Origin of the sequence: Streptomyces sp. SID13726 (assembly GCF_010548375.1) — a bacterium.
Lineage (GTDB): Bacteria > Actinomycetota > Actinomycetes > Streptomycetales > Streptomycetaceae > Streptomyces.
The window spans coordinates 231,909-253,510 of the sequence record NZ_JAAGLY010000011.1 but is presented as its reverse complement, the minus strand read 5'-3'; the positions used below and the strand labels follow the sequence as shown (position 1 = coordinate 253,510).

Here is a 21,602-nt window from a genome sequence, read left to right as displayed (position 1 = left end):
CACTTTTGGCGCACGGTTTCCGTCCGCCCGCGCCGAAAACAGGGTGACCGCCCTGCGCGGGGCGGGCAGCATGGGGGGATGGCGCGACTCCACGACCTGGTCTTCGACTGTGCCCGTCCCGCTGCCACGGCCCGCTTCTGGGCCGCCGTCCTGGACGGCCACGCCGTCGCGCCCTACGACGACGAGGAACTGGCCCGGCTGCGCGCCCTCGGCATCACCGACACCGAGGACGACCCGACCGTGCTCGTTGTGCCGGACGGCGGCGGGCCCCGGCTGTTCTTCCAACTCGTGCCGGAGGCCAAGACCGTGAAGAACCGCGTGCACCTGGACCTGACCGCCGCGGACCCCGAGGCGGAGATCCGGCGTCTGACCGCGCTCGGCGCGACGGTCCTGGCCCGTCACCCCGGGCATGTCCTGCTGGCCGATCCCGAGGGCAACGAGTTCTGTCTGATGCTCAGCGGCTGACGGGCGCCCGCTCGTCCAGCAGGCCCTCCTCGCGCAGGGTGTCCCAGACCTGGTCCGGGATGTCCGTGCCGAACACCGCCGTGTTGCGGCGCACTTCGTCCGCGGTGCGCATGCCGACGACGATGCCCGCGACCGCCGGGTGGCGCAGCGGGAACGCCATCGCGAGCTCCGGGAGCGTGACGCCGTACGCCTCGCAGACGTTGGCGACACGGTGGGCGCGGCGCACCAACTCCGGTGCCGCGGGCAGGTAGTCGAAGGTGGCGCCCTCGGCGGGGCGGGCCGTGGCGAGCAGACCGGAGTTGAAGACGGACGCGGCGAGCACCGAGACCCCGCGGTCCGTGCAGGCGGGCAGGAACTCGTCGAGGGCGCTCTGGTCCAGCAGCGTGTAACGGCCGGACAGCATCACGACGTCCACGTCCGTCTCCTTGACCAGCCGGGTCAGCTTGCCCGGGTGGTACATCCCCGCGCCGATCGCGCCCACCAGGCCCTGCGCGCGCAGTTCGGCCAGGGCCGGGAAACCCTCGCGCAGCGCGTCCTCGAAACGGCCCTCCGCGTCGTGCAGGAACAGCACGTCGACCCGGTCCACGCCCATCCGCTCCAGCGAGTCCTCGACGCTGCGCCGCACGCCGTCCCGCGTGAAGTCCCACACCCTGCGGTGGGTGGCGGGCACCGCGAAGCTCTCGTCCATGCGGCCCTCGGGGTCCTGCGGGACCAGCAGCCGGCCGACCTTCGTGGACAGCGTGAACTCCTCGCGCGGCCGGTCCTGGAGCAGGGCGCCGACACGGCGTTCGGAGTGGCCGATGCCGTAGTGCGGCGAGGTGTCGAAGTACCGGATCCCGCTGTCCCAGGCCGCCTCCAGGGCACCCGCGGCGGTCTCGTCGTCCAAGGGCGCGTAGAGGCCGCCCAACGGCCCACCGCCGAACCCCAGTTCCGTGACCTGCACCCCGGTCGTCCCCAGCTGGTTCCGCCTCATCCACCGTTCCCCTCGTCCGGCCGACATCGCGCGATCATCCTGCCGTGACCGGGCCCCGCACCCAAGCGGTTTTCCGGACGGCCCACTGTGGCCACGGCGGGACCTCGGGTACGCGACGGCCTTATGCGGGGCGGGAGTTGGGGTCCGGTCCCGCTGCTCTCGGCGCATGGCGAACACGTACGGGTGGCGCGGCGATCTCCCGGGTGCCGCGCCGAGGGCTCGACACCCGTCCGCTCCGTCAGGCGTCCTCCGTCACCTGCGCGGGCGCCAGTTTCCTCGACTTGTCGAAGTGCACGACGTCGGCCAGCGTGCCGCCCAGGATCGCCGCGCGGTCCTCGTCGGAGACCGTGTCGTCGAAGTTCTCCGCGATGCACTCGGCGCTGCTGCGGAAGGTGCCCTCCGCGTGCGGGTAGTCGTTGCCCCACATGATCGTCGAAAGCCCGGTGATGTGACGGGCCTTGACCGCCGTCGGGTCGTCCGCGAACTGCACGTGGATCTGGCGCTGGATGTACTCGCTGGGCTTCAGCGGGTAGGGCCACTTGTCGTTGACGGTGAACAGCCGCCCCATCGCGGGCTGGTCCTTCGGTGAGCGGCTGTCGTCCCAGAACCCGAGCCACCAGTCGGGGTCCTGGCCGGTGCCGGTCCGCCAGGCCTTGTCCATGTGGCCCATGTAGGAGACCAGCCAGCCGGCGCTGAACTCGATGAGGTTGAAGTGGAGCCGGGGGAACCGCTCGCAGACCCCGCCGCCGACGAGCTGCGCGACGATGCGGCGCGGGCCGCCGTCGCCGCCCCCGCCGGCCAGCAGCCGGCCCGACACCATGTCGTCGGTGAGTTGGCCCTTGCCCATGTTGACGGCCGTCATCATGCCCCGCACGGTGACCGCCGTCTCCGACACGGCCTCCTTGACCATCACCCCGCCGGTGGCGACATGGAAGAACACCGGCATCCCGTGCGCCTGGGCGGCGGCCCACACCGGGTCGTAGACCGGGGAGTAGTACGGCGCCGGCGGGGTCTCCGGCAGCAGGATCGCGCCCAGGCCCAGCCGTGCGCAGCGCTCGATCTCGGCGACCGCCTCGGGGATGTCGGTGAGCGGGATCGCCGCCGTCGGACGCAGCCGGTCCCTGTACGGCAGGAAGCGCTCGGCGATGTAGTCGTTCCACACGCGGGCGTGTGCCATGGACAGTTCGTGGTCGTCGGTGAACAGGACGAACAGCGACAGGTTGGGGAACATCACCGACGCGTCGACACCGTCGAGGTTCATGTCCCGGATGATGTGGTCCGGCTCGCCGTCCGGGGTCTCACCGCCGTGCTGCCGGTACTTGGAAATGGTCCAGCCGTCGAAGCCGATCGTGTGGAGCTTCTTGAACTCCGTGTGCCCGCCCTCCACGATCGGCTCGTCGAGGGTGAACTCCTCCTCCCAGAGGGCCCTTTCACGCAGCTGCCTGGGGAGCCGGTCCTTGAACAGGTCCACCGGCTCGATGATGTGCGAGTCCCCCGACACGACAAATTCCTTGAACACGGGTCGTACCTCTCTCCGAGCTGATTGTGAGTACCGACCGGTCGTTCCACAATTGATGGAATCAGATGTACCCTTCTCGATTCCGTGCGTCAAGGGAAAGGGACGCGGACGTCAGGACACCGGTCGTCCGCCGACGAGGACGGTACGGACTGTCTCGCCGGACAGCGTGGCGAGGACCTCGCGCAGGGGCACCCGGAGCAGACACAGGTCGGCGGCCGCACCCACGGCGACCGTGCGGGCCCGTGCGGGCCGCCCCGGCTCGCCGAGGAACAGGCCCAGTGCGGTCCGTGGGGTGATCGCCTCGCCGTCGTCGCGGGCCACGGCCGCGCGCATCACCGCCCAGGGGTCGGCGGTGCCGTACGGCGCGTCGGTCCCGGCGGCGACCGGGACACCGGCCTCGGCCAGGGTGCGGCAGCGGTACAGGTGGGGCCGGTCGTCGAGGTCGGTGTCCGTCGCGTAGGCGGCCGCCCGCTCCACCGGGAAGTGCGGCTGCGTCACCACGGTCACACCGAGCCGCCGCAGCCAGGGGATCGTCTCGGCCGGGATCACCGAGCCGTGCTCGATCCGGTCGCCGGGTACCGGGCCCGCCTCGTCCAGGGCGAGCAGGGTCACCAGCAACTGCACCCGGGTCACACAGTGCACGGCGACCGGCCGGGGCCGTACGGCCGCCATGGTCGCCGCGAGCGCGTCCGGCGTCGGCAGGGTCGTGTCGTCGAGCATCAGCTTCACCGGCGGGTCGACGCCCATCACGACCAGGCGCTGTGGCAGCACCGACAGCAGCTGGGTGAGCCCCGGCCCGGGACGCGGATCGGCGTTGGTGAACCCGGTGACCCCCAGGGCCGCCGCCCGTCGTCCCAGGCCCTCCAGATCCAGCGGGACCGGCGGGGTGAACCCCCGCAGCCGTTCGTCCTCCCGCCAGAACCGCCCGTCTCCCTCAGCCCTCAACCCGGCCGCCCGCAGCGCCGCGCTGTTCCACACCCACAGCGCCCCGGTCCGGTGCTGCACCCTCACCGGCCTGTCCGGCGCGATCTCGTCCAGCACCCGCCGGTCCAACTCCCCGGCGACGCTCTCGTGATACCCGACGGCCCGCACCCACGCCCCGGCCACGCCACCTCGCAGCGCCGCCGCGAACTGCTCGACACCGCGCACCTCTTGGGGACCCACCCGCACGGACGCGGCCTCGGCGGCGAGGGCCGCGAGGTGGATGTGGTGATCGTGCAGACCGGGGAGGAGGGCGCCGCCTCGACCGTCCAACTCGTCTTCAGTGGAGTGGAGTTCGGTGAGGTCCTTGTCGCGAGGGCGGTCTGCGGCTTCGGACAGGGACGCAGGCGCGGCACCCCGCCCCGCCGCCCGCGCCCCGGTCTCCGCACCCCGCCCCGCCGTCCGCGCCCCGATCTCCGTGACCCGCCCCTCCTCGACGCGCACATCCACCAGGCCCCGGCCCTCGACCTCGACGTTCCTGATCAGCACGGTCGGCGCTCCCCCGCGGCGGAGTCCGCGAGGGCCGCCGCGCAGGCCGCCATCGACACGCACAGCAACTCCCCGCCGCCCCGGGCCAGGGAACGCGCGGCGGCGTGGGCGGCGAAGACGCCGGTGACAGGGTCGGCGAGCGCGTCGCCGAGGAAGAGCGGGTCTCCGTCGGCGTCGGCCGACGTCAGACCGCCGGCCACCGCCGCGTCGTCCCCGAAGGCGATACGGTCGTCCGCGCGGCCGTAGCCCGTGATGCCGACCCAGACCCGCCCGGGCCGGGCCGCCAGGAAACGCTCGGCGTGGATGCCGAGCCTCCGCAGCGCCCGCGGCCGGGACGCCTCGATGACCACGTCGGCCCCGGCGACCAGTTCGGTGAGCGCCTCGGACGGGAAGTCCACGACCAGGCTCTCGTGGCCTTCGTGCAGCCGGCGATAGAACTCCGGAGAGCCGAAGCGCGCCCCGTCCGGCCTGGTCGAGCTCTCCACCTTCACGACCTCGGCCCCCGCGAGCCCGAGCAGCCGGGCGCACAACGGCCCCGCCCAGAGGGCGGACAGGTCGACGATCCGATGCCGAGGCCGATGCCGAGGCTGCCCCAGGCGCTCGACCAGGACAGGTGCGCGGCCGTCGCGGGCCGAGCCGAGTTCCGCCGCCGCGATGCCGAGCAGCTGTGCGTTCCGGGCGACCTCGGCCGCCGTGACCCGCTCGGCGGCGTCGGACAGTTCGGCGTCCGGCGAGCCCAGCAGCGCGACCAGCGCGGGGACGGCGGCCGTGTCGTCCGGCCGGGCCAGGTTGACCGCCGCCCAGCCGTCCGCCGTCCGCAGGAGCCGGCAGGAGCCGCCCGCCGAGGTCCGGCCGGGGAGCGGGTGGCCCATCAGTTCGGCGCGCAGGAAGAGCACTGTGGGCAGGTCGACCGGTACGCCGGTCAGTTCGGTGAAGTCGTGTGCCGCGTCGGCGAGCGGGGCGAGGAACGGCTCCACCGGCTCCAGCCAGTGGTCGAGAGCAGCATTCTTCAGCAAGTGAACGCCCTTCTCCGCGCAGGCGGTTTCACATTACACTCCGGTGCTCATGCAGCCGCCCTTCCTGCTGGTCGACCTGGACCGCACAGCGCCACCGAGCGTGGGCGAGCCACAGGACCGGGTGCTGGTGGGTGTGGCAGGCGACCGCAGGGAACCGCCGGAAGGCTTCGACATCCTGCTGACCGGCGCCTCCGACCCGCCCCGACCGTGGGTGTCCTGCGCGGACCCGTACGCCACCGCCCGTCGACTGGAGGAAGTCGTCACGGCCCAGCCCGCCGCGGCCCTCGCGCTGGTCCAGGTGCTGCGCATGGGCGCCCGGCTCACCGGACCCGACCAGCTGGTCCTTGAGTCCCTCGCCTATTCGACCCTCCAGGGCGGCAGCGGTTTCCGGGACTGGCTCGCCGCCGCTCCCCGCCGAACCCCGCGTCCCGCCACCGAACCGGTCCGGCTGGCGCGGGACGGCGCACGGCTGACCGTGACCCTGGACCGGCCCTGGGTGCGCAACGCCTTCGACGCCGCCACCCGCGACGCCCTGTGCGAGGCGCTGCACCTCGCGGTCGCCGACCCGACGCTCACCCGGGTCGACCTGCGCGGCAACGGCCCCGCGTTCTGCAGCGGGGGAGACCTCGCCGAGTTCGGTACGTCCCATGACCCCGCCCTGGCCCACCTGGTGCGCGTCGGGCGCAGTCCCGCGGCTCTCCTCCAGCGGTGCGCCCCCAAGGTGACGGCCCATCTGCACGGCGCCTGTGTCGGCGCGGGCATCGAGCTCTCGGCGTTCGCGGGCCGGGTGCTCGCCGCGCCGGACACGGTGGTCCGGCTGCCCGAGGTCGGCATGGGGCTGATCCCGGGCGCGGGCGGCACGGCGAGTCTCCCGGTGCGGATCGGGCGGGAGCGCACGGCCTGTCTCGCCCTGTCCGGCGGAGAGTTGACAGCAGACGAGGCCCTTGCCTGGGGGCTCGTCGACGAGGTCACGGGCGACGCTCGGTAGAGCCCGCCGTCCATCCGGAGCAGCGCACCCGTCCCGTCGTACGGCTGGAGAGGTCGTGGGCGAGGTGTGGCGCCGTGGAGACGGCCTTCCCGGGTGCAGCCGACCCCGATCTGCGCAGCCTCAGCCCCCCCGCCCCCTCGCTCACCAGGCCGACCACCCTCCGTCCACCGTGACCGTCGTCCCCGTCACGAACCGCGACGCGTCCGACGCGAGGAACACCGCGGCCCCGCCCAGCTCGTCGGGGCTGCCCACCCGGCCCAGCGGAGTGGAGCGCACGATCCGTTCGCCCCAGCGGCTGTCCAGCAGCCCGGAGCTGAGGTCGGTGTGGAAGTAGCCGGGGGCAAGGGAGTTGACCCGCACCCCCCGGTCGGCCCACTCCACCGCGAGGGCCCGGGTCAGCGCCTCGACGCCGCCCTTGCTCGCGGCGTACGCGGCGATCCGCTCGAAGCCCGTGCTCGCGTGCACGGACGAGACGTTGACGATCGACCCGGAGCGCTGCTCCAGCATCACCTTGCCGGCCTCGCGGCAGCAGTGGAACGTGCCCTGGAGGTTGACGTCCATGACCTGCCGCCAGTCCTGGTCCGTCACGTGCTCGCTGCGGGTGAAGTGCGGGCTGATCCCGGCGCAGTTGACGACCGAGTCCAGCCGGCCCGACCACCGCGTGATCCGCTCGACCATGTCCCGCACCGCGTCGGAGTCGGCGACCGAGCCGGGCACGACCAGCACCTTGCCGCCGTCCCCGGCGAGTTCGGACTCCAGCCGCGCCAGGTCCGACGCGGTGCGCGCGGTCACCGCCACCGCCGCGCCCGCCTGGCACAGGGCGACGGCGATCGCCCGGCCGAGTCCCTTTCCGGCCCCGGTCACCCACACGGTCTTGCGGTCCAGGCGCAGGTCGTTCACGAGGGCTCCTCGGCGGGAAGGTCGCGCAGGGTCCGCTTGAGGACCTTGCCCGAGGGGGTACGGGGGAGTTCGCCGACGAAGTCGAAGCGCGCGGGCACCTTGAACCTGGCCAGCCGGGCCCGGCAGAACTCCCGAAGCTCCGCAGCCCCCGTGTCCGTCCCCGGCCGCAACACCACGAAGGCGCGCGGCACTTCGCCCCAGCGGGGGTGCGTCAGCCCCACCACGGCGGCCTCCAGCACCGCGGGGTGCTCGTACAGCACCCGCTCCACCTCGGGGGTCGCGATGTTCTCGCCGCCGGAGACGATCATGTCCTTCTTGCGGTCGTCGATGTAGAGGAAGCCCTCCTCGTCGACATGGCCGATGTCCCCGGTGTGGAACCAGCCCTCCCGCAGCGCGGCCGAAGTGGCCTTCTCGTCCCGCCAGTAGCCCGCGAACACCTTCGGCCCGCGCAGGGTGATCTCGCCCAGCTCCCCGGCCGGGACCTCCTTGCCGGTGTCGTCGACGATCCGCACGCGCGTGTGCGGCACCGGACGCCCGACCGAGCCCAGCTTGGCCAGAGCGTGCTCGCGGTCGAGGAACGTGTCGCCGGAGACCGTCTCGGTCAGCCCGTAGGCGTCGGCGAACCAGGCGTTCGGGAACGCGGTCATGATGCGCCGCAGCACCGGCTCGGGCGTCTTCTCGCCGCCGCCCAGGACGAAGCGCACGGAGGAGGTGTCGTAGCCTTCCCGATCCGGCACCTCCAGGACGGCGTTGACCATCGCGGGCGCCAGCCACACATTGGTCACGCGGTGCTCCTCGATCGAGCGCAGCGCCCCGACCGGGTCGAACTTTCTCTGCAGGACCACTCGTCCGCCCGCGTACAGGACGCCGAGGGCCGGCATGTCGAGTCCGCCCACGTGGTAGAGCGGGCCGCCGATCAGCGTGGTGTCGGCGGCGGTCAGCCCGAAGTGGACGATGTGCGCCAGGTTCTTCGCCTGCACATTGCCGTGGGTGACGCACACCCCCTTGGGGCGGGCCGTGGTCCCGGAGGTGTACATCAGCCGCTGGAGGTCGTCGGGCCCCGTCTCCACGGGCTCCACCCGGGCCCCCGGATGCCGGGCGAGCAGCTCCTCGTACCCGGTCCACGGCTCGGCGACGCTCTCGCCGCCGACCTGGATCCGGTGCTCGAGATCCGGCAGCTGCGCGGCGATCCGGTCCGCCGCCCGCCCGAATTCCGGCTCCGTCACGAGGACCTTCGCCTGCGCGTGCCCCAGGATGTACCGCCATTCCTCCTCGGACAGCCGGTAGTTCAGCGGCAGGAAAACCGCGCCGAGGCGTCCCGCCGCGTACACCAGCTCCAGGAATTCCGGCTGGTTGTAGAGCAGCAGTCCCACGACGTCACCGCGCCGGACGCCCAGCTCGGCCAGTCCCGCGGCCAGCCGGTTCACCCGCTCGTGCAGCTCCCGCACGGTCAGGCGCTGCTTTTCCTGTACGACGACCACGGCCTCGGGCCGCTGTGACAGGTGGTAATCGAGGATGCTGGCGAAATTGTGCACGGCAACTCTCTCGGCTCGGCGGCCGGGAATGTCCCGACCGGTCGGTTGCTCGCTCCCAAGATTTAGTGTACCTCTTGGTCTATAAAACCTGATCGCACTCTACGACGACGCGCGTCGAGCGACAACCCGTCCGACCACCGGCGATGCCGCTCCCCGCGGAGGAGGGCCTCGTGCCACGTATCCGCCTCGACACCGACGGACCCGTCGTCACGGTCCGCCTCGACAACCCGCCCATGAACGCCTTCGACGACCGCCAGCGCGACGAGCTGGCCGCTCGTGCGCGCGAACTGGCGGACGCCCGGGGCGTACGTGCCGTGGTCCTGCACGGAGGGGACCGGCTCTTCGCGGCCGGCGCGGACATCAAGGCCCTGTCCCTGATGGACCCCGAGGAGGTGCGTGTCTGGAACCGCGCGCTCCAGCGGACCTTCGACGAGGTCGCCCGGCTCCCCATGCCGGTGATCGCCGCGATCACCGGCTACGCCCTCGGTGGCGGCCTGGAGCTGGCCCTCGCCGCCGACTACCGCGTCGCGGCGGACGACGTGGTCCTCGGCCAGCCCGAGGTGCAGCTGGGCATCATGCCTGGCTCGGGCGGCACCCAGCGCCTGGTCCGCCTGATCGGCCCGTCCCGGGCGAAGAACCTCCTGATGACCGGCCGCCGGGTGGACGCGGAGGAGGCCCTGCGACTGGGCCTGGTCGACGAGGTGGTCCCCAAGGACACGCTCCTCGACACCGCCCTCGCCTATGCCCACCGCCTGGCCGAGGGCCCACCGGCAGCCCTGGAGGCCATCAAGGAAGCGGTCGACCACGGTGCCGACACCGGCCTGTCGACCGGCCTGGCCCTGGAACGCTCCCTGTTCACAGGTGTGTTCGCCACTCAGGACGCCACCCACGGCATCAGCTCCTTCTTGGAGCACGGCCCGGGCAAGGCGAACTTCAGGGGCCCCGAAGGGGCCCTGTAGGGGCGCGGGGAACTGCGCGACCGGCCACGAAGAGCCCGCACCCGGCAGACGGCGATCCGCGGCACTCACACAAGGCGTACGACACGAAGGGGACGGACAAATGAAGGCGTTGCGCTGGCACGGCCCGAGGGACCTGCGGCTGGAGGAACTCCCCGACCCGCGCGAGCCACAGCCCCACGAAGCCGTCATCGACGTGACCTGGTGCGGAGTCTGCGGCACCGACCTCCACGAGTACCTCGAAGGCCCCCACATGATCCGCAACGGGCCCCACCCCCTCACCGGGGCCAGCCCCCCACTCGCCCTCGGCCATGAACTCAGCGGCACAGTAAGAGCGTTGGGCGCAGAAGTACCCGGCATCACCGTCGGGGACCGTGTCACCGCAGACCCCGTATGGCGCTGCGGAGTCTGCTACTGGTGCGTCAGGGGCGAGTACCACATCTGCCCCAGGAGCGGCTCCGTCGGCCTCGCTTCCCCCGGCGCCTTCGCCGACCGCGTCACCGTCCCGATCGCCGGCCTGACCCGCCTGCCGGACAACGTCGACGACGAGTCGGCGGCCGTGGCCGAACCCCTCGCCGTCGGCCTGCACGCGGTGACCCGTGGGGGAGTACGCCCCGGCGACAACGTCCTGGTCGTCGGCGGCGGCCCGATCGGCTTCGCCGTGGTCCTGGCCGCGAAGCTCGCGGGCGCCGCCGGTCTCCACGTCAGCGAACCCCTGAAGGAGCGCCGGGACCGCCTCCTCGAACTCGGCGTCACCGAGGCCTACGACCCGCGCGAGACCGACGTACGCCGGGAGCTGTTCCTCAAGACCGGCCGCATCGGTCCTGACGTCGTCATCGACGCGACCGGCGTGCCCGCGCTCGCCGCGCAGGCCGTCGCCACCGTCCGTCGTGGCGGACGGGTCGTTCTGGCCGGTGTCGGGCACGGCAAGGTCGAGTTCGACATGGGGCAGCTCGTCTTCTACGAGCGAGCCGTGCTCGGCACGCTCGGCTACCACCACGACATCCCCCGCGTGATCGACCTCATGAGCACCGGACGCCTGGACGCCGCACCTCTGATCACCGGACGTTTCGCGCTCGCGGAGGGAGCCGGGGTCTTCGCGGACCTGGCCGCCGACCGGGCCCGCCACCTCAAGGTTCTGTTGACCCCGAAGGGACTGTGACATGGATTTCGACCTGCCGGAGGAGACCCGGGACCTCCAGGACATGGTCCGCGAGTTCGCGGCCAAGGAGATCAGCCCGCACGCGGCCGAGTGGTCCGAGAACGAGCACTTCCCCACCCACGTCTTCACCAAGCTCGGCGAACTCGGCCTGATGGGCATGCTGGTGCCCGAGGAGTACGGCGGAGCGGGTTCCGACACCGTCTCCTACGTGGCGGTCATGGAGGAACTCGGCGCCGCCGACCAGTCGGTCGCCTCCTCCTGGAACGCGCACTCGACGATCGCCACCCTGCCACTGCTCGCCTACGGCACCGAGGCCCAGAAGCGGCGCTGGCTCACCCCACTGGCCAGTGGGGAGGCGATAGGCGCCTTCGGCCTGACCGAGCCCGACGCCGGCTCCGACGCCGCCGGCATCGCCACCACGGCCCGCCGTGCGGACGGGGGCTGGCTGCTCAACGGCACGAAGATGTTCATCACCAACGCCGGCACCGACATCAGCCAGGGCGTCACCCTGCTCGCCACCACCGGCAAGGGCGCGGACGGCCGCAAGGGCTACGCCACCTTCTACGTCCCCACCGGAACCCCCGGCTACAGCTGCGGCCCCAAGCTGAAGAAGCTGGGCTGGCACGCCATGGACACCCGGGAACTGGTCTTCGACGACTGCTGGATCCCCGAGGACCATCTGATCGGCGAGGAGGGCGGCGGGCTCCGGCAGTTCCTGTCGGTGCTGGACAAGGGCCGTATCAGCGTCGCCGCCCTCGGTCTGTCGCTGGCCAAGGCGGCCCTGGCGCTGGCCCTCAAGCACGCCACCGAACGCCATCAGTTCGGGCGCCCGCTCTCGGACTTCCAGGCGGTCTCGCACAAGCTCGCCGACATCGGCACCGAGGTCGAGGCGGCCCGCTGGATGGTCTACCGGGCGGCCTGGCTCGCAGACCGGGGACGGCCGCACAGCACCGAGGCCGCCATGGCGAAGCTCTACGCCTCCGAGGTCGCCAACCGGGCCGCCTCCGAGGCGGTGCAGATCCACGGCGGCTACGGCTATGTGCGGGAGTCGGAGATCTCCCGGTTCTACGCCGACGCCAAGATCCTGGAGATCGGCGAGGGCACCAACGAGATCCAGCGCAACGTCATCGCCCGGGCCCTGGTGAAGGGCGTATGACGAGTGTCCCGCGGTGCGCCGGAGCGCACCGCGGGTCCCGGTCAGCTCCCGACCGCGGCCGGCTCCCAGACCGCCTCGGGGTCGAGCGGCAGCTCCGGCCGGTCCCGCGTGAACTGCGCGGCCTTCGCCTCGGTGTCCTTGAGGGCGTCCTCGGTCGCCCCGAAGCCGCGGAACAGGGTCGCGCAGTACTCCCGGGCCAGATAGGGCGGGTCCCAGCGGCCCCCCGGCCTGACCCACTGGTAAGTGTGGTTGTGCAGGTTGAGGAACTGAAGGGTCGCCAGGCGCGGTTCGACCACGCGGAAGCTGCCCCGCTCGGCGGCGTCGATCAGCAGCCCGGTGATCAGGTGCTCGAAGTCGGAGCGCTGGCCCAGCAGGGTCTGGAGCTCGGGGCCGGTGAGGCTGCGGTAGTCGTGCTCGTACACCCAGATGTGGTCGAGCCGGTGGAAGATGATCGTCAGCAGCGACTCGGACAGCAGCCGCAGCCGTACCAGCGGATCCACGTCGAGCTCGGCGATCTGGCGGGCCCGGGACAGCAGCGGGCTCATCACCCGGCCCTGGATCTCGATCAGCAGGTTCTCCTTGGAGCCGATGTAGTAGTACAGCGCTCCCTTGGCGAGCCCCACGGCACGGCCCAAGTCGTTGACGGAGGTCGCCGCGTAGCCCTGGCGGGCGAACAGCTCGGCGGCCGTGTCGATGATCTTCTGGCGCCGGACCTCGAAGTCCGGCCCGTGGCCTGGCGGTCGTGGCATCGCATCTCTCCCCTGACGAGACGACGGGTCGAACCGACCCAACCCCGGGGCACGCACCGGGCGCTGCGGGGGCGTCCGGGGGGACAGCGGTCCCCGGGATGTCGTCACTCTAGTTTGCTAGACCAAACGGTACATTAAAAGACGGACTCGGACGGCGCGGGGCGCGCCGTCCGCGCGAGCATTGCGAGGACGCCCATGACTCAGGCACCGCAGTTCATCGACGCGGGCACGGGGACCCGATCCGCGCACGCGGAACAACTCCTGGAAATGTACCGGCGGATGCGCCGGATCCGCCGTTTCGAGGAGCGGGCGTCCGAGCTGTACAAGGCGACGGAGATCCCCGGCTTCCTGCATCTGTCGATCGGCCAGGAGGCCACCGCCGTCGGCGCCTGCTGGCCGCTGGGCGAGCGCGACGGCATCACCTCCACGCACCGCGGCCACGGCCACGTCCTCGCCAAGGGCCTGGACACCGCGTCGATGATGGCCGAGCTGATGGGCAAGGAGGCGGGCACCAACCACGGCCGCGGCGGCTCCATGCACATCGCCGACCCGCGTCTCGGCATCTACGGCGCCAACGGCATCGTCGGCGCCGGCCTCCCGATCGCCGCCGGGGTGGCCACGGCAGCCAAGCTGCGCGCGGCCGGGGACGTGGTCGTGGCGTTCTTCGGCGACGGCGCGGTCGCCCAGGGCATGTTCCACGAGGCCGTGAACCTGGCCGCCGTGTGGGACCTGCCGGTGGTCTTCCTCTGCGAGAACAACCACTACTCGGAGTTCTCGCCCGCCTCCGAACAGCACCGCGCCCCGCTCTCCGCCCGCGCCGCCGGATACGGCATCGGCTACGCCCACGTCGACGGAAACGACGTCCTGGCCGTCGCCGGGATGATGACCGACGTGGTGGAACGCCTGCGCGAGGGCGGCGGCCCGGTGCTCGTCGAGGCCGAGACCTACCGCTGGCACGGCCACTACGAGGGCGACCCCGAGCGCTACCGCACCCCCGAGGAGGTCGCCGCCGCCAAGGAGCGCGACCCCCTGATCGTCGCCCGCCGCCACCTCGCCGGGGCCGGCGTCGACAGCGCCCTCGTGGACGCCGTGGACGAGGAGATCGACAAGGAGATCGAGGCGGCCGTCCAGTGGGCGCGCACCCTGCCCGAGCCCGCCCCGGAGACGCTGTACGACTTCGTCTCCGCCCCGCGCACCGCCGTACCGGAACCCGCTCCCGCCTCCGCCTCCGCCTCCGGCGAGATCTTCCGCTCGATGGACGCCGTACGCCTCGCCCTGGAGCACGAACTGAGGACGGACCCCTCCGTGTTCGTCGCCGGCATCGACGTCGGCGCCGGAGGCAACGTCTTCGGCCTCACCCGCGGCCTCGCCGACGCCTTCCCGGGCCGGGTGCGCGACACCCCGATCAGCGAGAGCGCCGTCATCGGTACGGCGGTGGGGGCGGCCATGGCCGGGATGCGGCCGGTCGTCGAGATCATGTACATGGACTTCATCGGTGTCTGCCTGGACATGCTGCTCAACCAGGCCGCCAAACTCCGCTTCATGACCGGCGGCCGGGCCTCCCTGCCGCTGGTCGTGCGCACCCAGTTCGGCGCCGGACGCTCCTCGGGCAGCCAGCACTCCCAGAGCCTGGAGGCCCTGCTCGCGCACATCCCCGGCCTGACCGTGGTGATGCCCTCCAACCCGGCCGACACCTACGGCCTCCTGCGCGCCGCCGTCCGGGACCCGAACCCGGTGATCTTCGTCGAGAACCGGCTCCAGTACGGCCTCAAGGGCCCCCGCCCCGACGCGGACCACCTGATCCCGCTCGGGAAGGCGAAGGTCGTCCGCGAGGGCACGGACGTCACCCTCGTCTCCTGGTCCCGGATGGTTCACGACTGCCTCGCCGCCGCCGAGACCCTGGCCGGTGAGGGGGTGAGCGTCGAGGTGATCGACCTGCGCACCATTGCCCCGCTGGACCGCGAGACCGTGCTCGACTCCCTGGCCAGGACGAACCGGTTGGTCATCGCGCACGAGGCGGTGAAGGACTTCGGCGTCGGCGCCGAGCTGTCCGCCCTCGCGGTCGACGAGGGGTTCTGGCATCTCGACGCACCGGTGACGAGGGTGGCCCCGCCGCCGGTCCCGGCGCCCTACGCGCCCTCGTTGGAGCGGACATGGCTGCCGTCCAGGGACACGATCGCGGCGACGGTACGGCGGATCGCGGCCGTCTGAGGCACACGCGGAAGGGGCCCTCCTCGGAGGGCCCCTTCCGCGTCGATACGTCAGACCGTGGCGACCGGCGTCAGTGGACTGCCCTGGGTGCCGGGCAGGTTCAGCGGGGGAGCGGTCAGCAGGAAGCGGCTGCGGTCGTGCTCGCGCAGCCAGGCCGCGAGGTCGTGGAGGTACCACAGCTCGCCCAGCGGCACGCCCAGCTTGAACAGGCACAGGTGGTGGATGGGCAGCAGGGTGTGCCGGCCCTCGGCCCGGGTGACGCCCACGCCCTCGACCGCGTAGTTGTCCGCGATCAGCGCCGACATCTGCGAGTCGGCGATCCACTTCAGGATGTCCGGGTCGTCCGCGTCGAGGTAGGCGGCCGTCTGGTGGATGGCCACCGGGTCCGGGTTCTTGTTCCAGGCCAGGACCTGGGTGGCGAAGCCGGTGTGCAGCAGGACCATGTCACCGGGCTCCACGACCACGTCGTCCGCGGCCATGATCTCCTGGAGCTGCTTGAAGCCGACCGGCTGGTAGCCGGTGCCCAGGTGGTGGGCGAGGTCGATCAGCACGCCCCGGCCCTGCACGCCGTGCTGCGCCATGTGCTCGAGACCCAGGTGGCGGGCGAAGCTCACGCTCCCGCTGCCGTCCCCCTTGGCGTCCTCCCGCGGGCCGACCAGGTCGGTGCCGGGCCGGTAGCCGTTGTAGTAGACCGGCTCGGCCTCGCCGTCGCCGTCCGCGTCGAACTCCGCGCCCTGGTGGGCCAGCGAGTCCCACTGGGTCGAGTACTGGAGCCACAGCGTGACCACGTCGTCGGACCACACGTCGATGAGCGAGGGGTCGATCCGGTCCCGGGCCACGACGTTGTAGAAGACGTCCTGGTTGTGCTGGAGGTCCTCGGTGGGCCGCAGGATCGGCGGGTAGCGGCGCTGGTTCAGGGCCGTGCCGCCCGGATAGTCGAGCGGCAGGCTCAGGCTGAACGTGACGCCGTGCTCGACCTCGCGCACCCCCTGGAGCACCTTCTCCGGGGTCAGCAGGTTGATGCGCCCCAGCTCGTCGTCCTCGCCGAACTCGCCCCAGGTCGAACCGGGCGGACGCTGCTTCCAACGCTTGCTCACGATGTTGCCTCCTCGTGCGACGGTCCCCGTTGACAGCCGTCAGTATGCTATTGAGATTGGACCGAACGGTCAACAAATCTCTCGATTGATAATAGACTGAGTGGTCGAAAGATGCTTCGATCTTGGAGGACGAATTGAGCGAATCCACAGCGGCGTGGGTCGCGGCCGGTGTGCGGGCCGTGATAGGCGCGCACACCCAGGCGCAGGACGCCGGCCGCACCGACGACATCGTCGCCCTGTACACCCCCGACGCCGTGCTCGAACTGCCGGGCATGGAACCGGTCGAGGGGTATGACGCCCTCCGCGAGGCCTTCAAGGCGTGGGAGCCGGCGCAGCCCCAGCTGCACCTGGTGACCAACACCGTCGTCACCGCCACGGCCGACGGCGGGGCGACCGCCACCAGCGACGTGGCCTTCCTACAGCGCGGCGAGACCGGCTGGGCCGTCCAGCTCGTCGGCCACTACGACGACACCCTGCGGCTGCACGAGGGCGCCTGGCGCCTGCACCGCCGCAGCACCACCTTCCAGTAGCCGACCCCCACCCTCGGGAGCGAGATGAGCACTTCGATCGAGGCGTCGGCCGCGGCCGACGTCCAGGCCGCCGTCGGCGCCTACGCCCAGGCGCTGGACACCGGCCGCTTCGCCGACCTGGCCGACCTGTTCTGGCCCGACGGCGTCGCCGAGATAGCCGGCATCGGCACCTTCGAGGGCCGCGAGGCCATCCGCGAGGGCTACACCGCCTTCGCACCGAGTCAGCCGCAACTCCACCTGACGGCCAACACCGTGGTCACCCAGGTGACCGACGACGAGGTCAGCGCGGTGAGCGACCTGGCCTTCCTCCAGCGCGGCGAGGCCGGCTGGGCGGTCCAGATCGTGGGCCGCTACGACGACACGCTGACCCGGCGTGACGGCGTCTGGCGGTTCCGGAAGCGGGTGACGACCTTCCTCCAGTAACCGCACGGACAGCACAGGGCCCCGCCGGGACGGACATCCGATCCCGGCGGGGCCCCGCGACGGCGCTCAGGCGTCCTGCCCGGCTGCCTTGGAGAAGCCGAAGGTGTCGAAGCCGTTCGCGCCGACCTCCTTGATCAGCTCCTGGAGCTTCCACCGCCCGGTGGGGTTCAGCAGCTGACGGACCGGCTTGCCGGGGATGTTGGCCCCGTAGAAGTAGCTGCTCTTGAGGAACGACGACTGCCCCGAGCTGTCGTTGACCAGGTCGGTCCACTCCCGCTCCGCGCCGTCGGTCACCTCGACCACGTCATGGCCGTGCTCACGGGCGTGCACGAGGACGTCGGTGACGAAGTCCACCTGGTCGCCCGAGTAGCGCGGGTTGTTGCCGAGCGCGCCGTGCGGACCGCCGGGGAAGAAGAAGTTGGGGAAGCCGGCGACCGCGACCCCGAGGTACGTCGACGGGCCGTCCTTCCAGTACTCCTCGAGCGGCAGGCCCCCGCGCCCGCGCACCCCCAGCCGGTTGAGCGCGCCGGTGCCGAAGTCGTAGCCGGTCGCCCAGATGATGACGTCGAACTCCCGCGTGCCGTCACCGGTCTCGATGCCGGTCTCGGTGATGCGGATGATCGGCGTCTCGTTGATGTCGACCAGCTCGACGCCCGGCTTGTTGAACGCCTCGAAGTAGCCGGTCACGAAGGGCGGTCGGCGGCCGCCGTAGCCGTGGTCCTTGGGGATCAGCTTCTCGGCGGTGTCCGGGTCCTCGACGATGCCCCGGATCTTGGCGGCGATGAACTCGCACCACTCCTGGTTCACCGTCGGGTTGGTCGTCATGTCGTAGTAGTGCTCGGACAGCTTGGTGAACCCGGGGCCGTTCCACCGCTGTTCGTAGAACTCCTGGCGCTGCTCGGGGGAGTCGTCCAGGCCCGAGCGCATGGTGATCTGGTGCAGGAACCCGCTCACCGAGGTGTTGAGCGTGTCGCGGATCGACTCGAAGTCCGCCTTGAGACCGGCCTGTTCCTCGGGCGTGATCGGGGCGTTGTTGAGGGGCGTGGCCCAGTCGGCGACCTTCTGGAACACCGTGAGCCGCTCGACCTCGTCGGCGATGGCCGGGACGATCTGCACCCCGCTGGAGCCGGTGCCGATCTGCGCGACCCGCTTGCCGGCGAAGTCGACCGGCTCCTTGGGCCAGCGGCCGGTGTGGTGCTGGTCGCCGCGGAAGTCGGCCCGCCCGGGGATCTCCGGGACGAACGGCACCGACAGGATGCCGGTCGCCGCGACGACGTAGCGCGCGCGGTGCTCGGTGCCGTCGTCCGTCGTCACGGTCCAGGCGCCGGCCGCCTCGTCGAAGACGGCCGAGGTCACCTTGGCGCCGAACACCATGTGCCGGCGCAGGTCGAAGCGGTCGACGACGTGGTTGAAGTAGCGCTCGATCTCCGGCTGCCCCGCGAACCGCTCCGACCACTCCCACTCCTCCCACAGCTCCTTGGAGAACAGGTAGCCGTAGGTGTAGCTCTCGGAGTCGAAGCGGGCCTCGGGGTAGCGGTTCCAGTACCAGGTGCCCCCCACGCCGGTGCCGGCCTCGATCAGCCGTACCGAGAAGCCTTCCTCGCGGGCCCGGTACAGCTGGTAGATGCCGGTGACACCGGCTCCGACGACCAGAACGTCGACCTCGGTCGATCCGTTCATCTGCCCTCCAATGTGACAGGGGCTGCTGCTCCCGGATGATTTGTCCGACCGGTCGGTCGAATATTGAGAGCGAGAGTAGATGAGCCGATGGGCTCGATCAATAGGTATTGATTGTACCGACCGGTTGAACTAACTTTCGCTCAGGGCGATGGACGCCTTCTCGCGAAGCAGGAGCCGCGTATGACCGACAACGACGTCTTGGAGCCCGCGGTCGGGCCCGATCTGCGTGCCGCGGGCCTCAAGGCCCTGCGGGAGGCGCTGCCCGGCGTGTTCCCCGAAGGCGACATCGACCTGCGGGACGGGCAGCTGGGCGAGGACCTCGTCGAGATCGGTCTGACGACCGTGTACGGCGCCCTCTGGGCCCGCGAGGGGCTCGGCAGCCGGGACCGCAGCCTGGTCACCCTGGGCGTCCTGATCGCGCTCGGCGCCGAGACGGAACTGCGCACCCACTTCCGGATCGCCCTGACCAACGGCCTCACCGAGGACGAACTGGCCGAGGTCATCTACCACTCCGCCGGATACGCCGGCTACCCCCGGGCGACGGCCGCCCGCACCGCGGCCCGCGCCGCACTGGCCGGATAGCGCCCCAGGCACACGAGGAGCACGCATGACACTTCAGGGAAAGGTCGCGGTCGTCACGGGCGGCGCCCGCGGCATCGGCCAGGGGATCGCGACCGTACTGGCGGCCAAGGGCGCCGCGGTCGCCGTATGGGACCTCAACGCGGAGGGCGCCGAGAAGACCGCCGCCGCGATCAACGAGGCGGGCGGCAATGCCATCGCCGTCGGCGTCGACGCCGCCGACGCCGGAGAGATCGCCGCCGCGGCGGCCCGCACCCGCGCGGAGCTCGGGCCGGTCACCGTCCTCGTCAACAACGCCGGGACGACCGCCTACCAACCGTTCACGGACATCGCCGAGGACGCCTGGGACCGCATGATGGCGATCAACCTCAAAGGACCGTTCCTGGTCACCAGGGAACTCGTGCCCGACATGGTCGCGGCCGGCTGGGGCCGGATCGTCAACATCTCCTCCTCGTCCGCGCAGACCGGCGCGCCCGCCATGGCCCACTACGCGGCCTCCAAGGGCGGCGTCATCGGACTGACCCGGGCGCTGGCCGTCGAGTACATCGACAAGGGGATCACCGTCAACCACGTGCCGCCGGGCTTCATTGACACCCCGCTGGTCCGCCAGGGGCCCGTCGACGTGGAGGCCATCGCCGCCACCATGCCGATGAAGCGGGCCGGCACCCCCGAGGACGTCGCCCACGCCGTGGCCTACCTGGCCTCCGAGGAAGCCGGTTACGTCACCGGCCAGACGCTGAGCACGAACGGCGGGCGCTACCTCGTATGAGCACGGAGAACATCCTGGTGGTGGGCGCGTCCGCGAGCGGACTCGCCACGGTGGAGGCGCTGCGGCGCAAGGGCTACACCGGAGCGCTCACGGTCCTCGGCGACGAACCGCACGCGCCCTACGACCGCCCGCCGCTGTCCAAGCAGGTCCTCGCCGGCGACTGGGAGCCGGCCCGCGCCCAACTGCGCCCCGGTGACTTCCTCGCCGGACTGGACGCCGAGTTCCGCCTCGGCGACCGGGCGGCCGCGCTGCACGTGCCGACCCGGACCGTGCGCACCGAGGCCGGGCACGAGCTGAGCGCCGACGCGATCGTCATCGCCACCGGGGTACGGGCCCGCAGGCTTCCCGGTCAGGACGCCCTGGCCGGAGTCCATGTGCTGCGCACTCTCGACGACTCGCTCGCCCTGCGCGCGGACCTGCTGGCCGGCTCGCGGCTGGTGGTCGTCGGCGAGGGCGTTCTCGGCTCCGAGATCGCCGCCACCGCCCGCAGGCTGGACCTCGACGTCACCCTCACCGGACCGCTCGCCGCGCCCATGGCCCTCCAGGTGGGCCCGCTGGTCTCGGGCGTGCTGGCCGAACTCCACACCGAACACGGCGTACGGCTGCGGCTCGGCACCGGAGTCACGGGCCTGACCGGCGCGGACGGCCGGGTCACCGGCGTCGAACTCGGCACCGGCGAGGTGCTCCCGGCCGATGTCGTGGTCGTCGCGATCGGCGCCGTACCGGCCACGGACTGGCTCGCGGACAGCGGGCTCGAACTGGACAACGGCGTGGTGTGCGACTCCCGGTGCCGGGCCCGGGAGGGGATCCACGCCGTCGGCGACGTGGCCCGCTGGCACCACGAGCACCTCGGCCGGCTGGTCCGCCTGGAGAACCGTACGAACGCCACCGAACAGGCCATGGCCGTCGCCGCCGGCATCCTCGGCGACGAACGGCCCTATCTGCCCGTCCCGTACTTCTGGACCGACCAGTTCGACGCCAAGCTCCAGGTCCACGGCTTCCTGCCCGCCGACGCCGAAGTGGACGTCGTCGAGGGCGACTTGGCGGCCCGCCGCTTCGTCGCCCGGTACCGCGTCGACGGCCGGGTCACCGGTGTCCTCGGCTGGAACATGCCGAAGCAGACCCGGCTGCGCCGCCAGGAGGTCGTCGACGCCCTCGAGACCGCTCCCGCCCCCACCCACTGAACGACCAGGAGAGACCCATGAAGGTTGTCGTCGACGAGGAGAAGTGCGTCGCCGCCGGACAGTGCGTGTCCGCCGCCATGGACGTGTTCGACCAGCGCGAGGACGACGGCATCGTCGTCGTCCTCGACGAGAACCCCCCGGCGGAACTGGCCGACGACGTCCGCAACGCGGCCGCGGTCTGCCCCGCGCTGGCCATCCGCATCGAGGAATAGACCGCCGAGCCCCCCCCACAGCTGGAGG

General features: G+C 71.6%; 21 protein-coding genes. 12 read left to right on the top strand and 9 right to left on the bottom strand.

Annotated elements, in window-relative coordinates:
• The first annotated feature begins 78 nt into the window (after positions 1 to 78).
• Complete coding sequence (locus tag G3I78_RS28045; protein WP_164429421.1) at positions 79 to 465, top strand: VOC family protein; 387 nt, start codon at positions 79 to 81, stop codon at positions 463 to 465.
• On the opposite strand, the gene G3I78_RS28040 is transcribed toward G3I78_RS28045, so the two are convergent.
• The 4 genes from G3I78_RS28040 to G3I78_RS28025 form a co-directional block, all read right to left on the bottom strand.
• On the bottom strand, positions 455 to 1,438 hold the full coding sequence (locus G3I78_RS28040) for an aldo/keto reductase (RefSeq protein WP_164429419.1): 984 nt from the start codon (positions 1,436 to 1,438) through the stop codon (positions 455 to 457). The genes G3I78_RS28045 and G3I78_RS28040 overlap by 11 nt on opposite strands.
• A 238-nt stretch (positions 1,439 to 1,676) precedes the next feature.
• Entirely contained in the window at positions 1,677 to 2,939 is a 1,263-nt protein-coding gene (locus G3I78_RS28035) for an amidohydrolase family protein (RefSeq protein WP_343243870.1), read from the bottom strand.
• 129 nt (positions 2,940 to 3,068) lie between these two features.
• Positions 3,069 to 4,427 (bottom strand): amidohydrolase family protein, encoded by a 1,359-nt coding sequence (locus tag G3I78_RS28030; protein WP_164429415.1) that lies wholly within the window; start codon positions 4,425 to 4,427, stop codon positions 3,069 to 3,071.
• On the bottom strand, positions 4,421 to 5,443 hold the full coding sequence (locus G3I78_RS28025) for a CoA transferase (protein ID WP_239158078.1): 1,023 nt from the start codon (positions 5,441 to 5,443) through the stop codon (positions 4,421 to 4,423). The genes G3I78_RS28030 and G3I78_RS28025 overlap by 7 nt, the downstream gene beginning before the upstream one ends.
• 49 nt (positions 5,444 to 5,492) lie before the next feature.
• Between G3I78_RS28025 and G3I78_RS28020 the strand changes: the two genes are divergently transcribed.
• Positions 5,493 to 6,431, top strand: coding sequence for an enoyl-CoA hydratase/isomerase family protein (locus G3I78_RS28020; RefSeq protein ID WP_164429413.1), 939 nt, complete (start codon positions 5,493 to 5,495; stop codon positions 6,429 to 6,431).
• 141 nt (positions 6,432 to 6,572) lie between these two features.
• Here G3I78_RS28020 and G3I78_RS28015 read toward each other — a convergent pair whose 3' ends face one another.
• Together G3I78_RS28015 and G3I78_RS28010 are read right to left on the bottom strand one after the other, a co-directional pair.
• On the bottom strand, positions 6,573 to 7,331 hold the full coding sequence (locus tag G3I78_RS28015; RefSeq protein WP_164429411.1) for an SDR family NAD(P)-dependent oxidoreductase: 759 nt from the start codon (positions 7,329 to 7,331) through the stop codon (positions 6,573 to 6,575).
• On the bottom strand, positions 7,328 to 8,866 hold the full coding sequence (locus G3I78_RS28010; RefSeq protein WP_164429409.1) for a long-chain fatty acid--CoA ligase: 1,539 nt from the start codon (positions 8,864 to 8,866) through the stop codon (positions 7,328 to 7,330). The genes G3I78_RS28015 and G3I78_RS28010 overlap by 4 nt, the downstream gene beginning before the upstream one ends.
• 170 nt (positions 8,867 to 9,036) lie before the next feature.
• Here G3I78_RS28010 and G3I78_RS28005 point away from each other — a divergent pair, with 170 nt between their 5' ends.
• From G3I78_RS28005 to G3I78_RS27995, 3 genes are all read left to right on the top strand, one after another.
• Positions 9,037 to 9,825 (top strand): enoyl-CoA hydratase/isomerase family protein, encoded by a 789-nt coding sequence (locus G3I78_RS28005; protein ID WP_343243869.1) that lies wholly within the window; start codon positions 9,037 to 9,039, stop codon positions 9,823 to 9,825.
• Positions 9,826 to 9,925: 100 nt separating this feature from the next.
• Entirely contained in the window at positions 9,926 to 10,984 is a 1,059-nt protein-coding gene (locus tag G3I78_RS28000; RefSeq protein WP_164429404.1) for an alcohol dehydrogenase catalytic domain-containing protein, read from the top strand.
• A gap of 1 nt (position 10,985) precedes the next feature.
• On the top strand, positions 10,986 to 12,140 hold the full coding sequence (locus tag G3I78_RS27995; protein WP_164429402.1) for an acyl-CoA dehydrogenase family protein: 1,155 nt from the start codon (positions 10,986 to 10,988) through the stop codon (positions 12,138 to 12,140).
• Positions 12,141 to 12,181: 41 nt separating this feature from the next.
• Here G3I78_RS27995 and G3I78_RS27990 read toward each other — a convergent pair whose 3' ends face one another.
• Positions 12,182 to 12,889 (bottom strand): TetR/AcrR family transcriptional regulator, encoded by a 708-nt coding sequence (locus G3I78_RS27990; protein WP_164429400.1) that lies wholly within the window; start codon positions 12,887 to 12,889, stop codon positions 12,182 to 12,184.
• 195 nt (positions 12,890 to 13,084) lie between these two features.
• On the opposite strand from G3I78_RS27990, the gene G3I78_RS27985 reads away from it, so the two are divergent.
• A complete protein-coding gene (locus G3I78_RS27985) occupies positions 13,085 to 15,100 on the top strand; it encodes a dehydrogenase E1 component subunit alpha/beta (protein WP_203615593.1) in 2,016 nt (671 codons plus the stop codon).
• Between the two features lie 50 nt (positions 15,101 to 15,150).
• Here the strand turns inward: G3I78_RS27985 and G3I78_RS27980 are convergent, their stop codons facing one another.
• Positions 15,151 to 16,197 carry a cyclase family protein gene (locus tag G3I78_RS27980; RefSeq protein WP_164429398.1) on the bottom strand — a complete coding sequence of 349 codons (1,047 nt, stop codon included), beginning with the start codon at positions 16,195 to 16,197 and terminating at the stop codon, positions 15,151 to 15,153.
• Positions 16,198 to 16,331: 134 nt separating this feature from the next.
• Between G3I78_RS27980 and G3I78_RS27975 the strand changes: the two genes are divergently transcribed.
• On the top strand, positions 16,332 to 16,727 hold the full coding sequence (locus tag G3I78_RS27975; RefSeq protein ID WP_164429396.1) for a nuclear transport factor 2 family protein: 396 nt from the start codon (positions 16,332 to 16,334) through the stop codon (positions 16,725 to 16,727).
• Positions 16,728 to 16,751: 24 nt separating this feature from the next.
• Positions 16,752 to 17,150, top strand: a complete 399-nt coding sequence (locus G3I78_RS27970; RefSeq protein ID WP_164429394.1) for a nuclear transport factor 2 family protein — start codon at positions 16,752 to 16,754, stop codon at positions 17,148 to 17,150.
• A 66-nt stretch (positions 17,151 to 17,216) separates the two neighbouring features.
• Here the strand turns inward: G3I78_RS27970 and G3I78_RS27965 are convergent, their stop codons facing one another.
• The gene (locus G3I78_RS27965) at positions 17,217 to 18,830 is read right to left on the bottom strand and encodes an NAD(P)/FAD-dependent oxidoreductase (protein ID WP_164429392.1); all 1,614 of its coding nucleotides are present in this window, start codon (positions 18,828 to 18,830) and stop codon (positions 17,217 to 17,219) included.
• A 180-nt stretch (positions 18,831 to 19,010) separates the two neighbouring features.
• Between G3I78_RS27965 and G3I78_RS27960 the strand changes: the two genes are divergently transcribed.
• From G3I78_RS27960 to G3I78_RS27945, 4 genes are read left to right on the top strand one after another with little or no spacing between them, the layout of a single operon-like run.
• Complete coding sequence (locus tag G3I78_RS27960; RefSeq protein ID WP_164429390.1) at positions 19,011 to 19,412, top strand: carboxymuconolactone decarboxylase family protein; 402 nt, start codon at positions 19,011 to 19,013, stop codon at positions 19,410 to 19,412.
• 25 nt (positions 19,413 to 19,437) lie between these two features.
• Positions 19,438 to 20,178 carry an SDR family NAD(P)-dependent oxidoreductase gene (locus tag G3I78_RS27955; protein ID WP_164429388.1) on the top strand — a complete coding sequence of 247 codons (741 nt, stop codon included), beginning with the start codon at positions 19,438 to 19,440 and terminating at the stop codon, positions 20,176 to 20,178.
• Entirely contained in the window at positions 20,175 to 21,362 is a 1,188-nt protein-coding gene (locus G3I78_RS27950; RefSeq protein WP_164429386.1) for an FAD-dependent oxidoreductase, read from the top strand. Before G3I78_RS27955 ends, G3I78_RS27950 begins: the two co-directional genes overlap by 4 nt.
• A 17-nt stretch (positions 21,363 to 21,379) precedes the next feature.
• Positions 21,380 to 21,574 (top strand): ferredoxin, encoded by a 195-nt coding sequence (locus tag G3I78_RS27945; protein ID WP_164429384.1) that lies wholly within the window; start codon positions 21,380 to 21,382, stop codon positions 21,572 to 21,574.
• The last annotated feature ends 28 nt before the right edge of the window (positions 21,575 to 21,602 follow it).